This is a genomic window from Pseudomonas sp. 05N434 (assembly GCF_056396965.1).
In genome coordinates this window covers 1-652 of sequence record NZ_JBFTMK010001023.1, presented here as the reverse complement: position 1 = coordinate 652, position 652 = coordinate 1, and the positions used below count along the sequence as shown (strand labels likewise).

Annotated in this window: 1 protein-coding gene; it reads right to left on the bottom strand. The window is 60.6% G+C overall.

Annotated features, from left to right (window positions below):
• The coding region (locus tag AC1DLB_RS31480) for a DNA gyrase subunit A (protein ID WP_477786466.1) at positions 1-652 on the bottom strand (652 nt) is incomplete at both ends.

Below are 652 nucleotides of genomic sequence, written 5' to 3'. Positions count from 1 at the left end.
GTACTTGCCGTCGCGCAGGCCGTATTGTGGATCGAGGTTTTCCGGACGGCACGAATCGGCACCGGCACGTTCAACCATTGCAACCACCGCGGAGGACTCCCACGGCGTGCTGATCAGCGCTTCCTTGGCTTCCGACGGGGTCGGCGAAGCCTTGATCAGGGCGATGACCGGGTCGATGTTCGACAGGGCAACCGCCTGACCTTCCAGGATGTGGCCACGTTCGCGCGCTTTACGCAGCTCGAACACGGTACGACGGGTCACGACTTCGCGACGGTGACGAACGAAGGCTTCCAGCAGATCCTTGAGGTTGAGGATCCGCGGACGGCCGTCGATCAGCGCAACGATGTTGATGCCGAACACGCTTTGCAGCTGAGTCTGGGCGTAGAGGTTGTTGAGAATCACCTCAGGCACTTCACCGCGACGCAGCTCGATCACGACGCGCATACCGTCCTTGTCGGACTCGTCGCGCAGCTCGGTGATGCCTTCAAGCTTCTTCTCTTTGACCAGCTCGGCGATCTTCTCGATCAGACGGGCCTTGTTCAGCTGGTAAGGGAGTTCGGTAATGACGATCTGCTGACGGCCACCGACCTTGTCGATGTCTTCGATGATCGAGCGGGCACGCATGTAAATGCGCCCGCGACCGGTGCGGTAG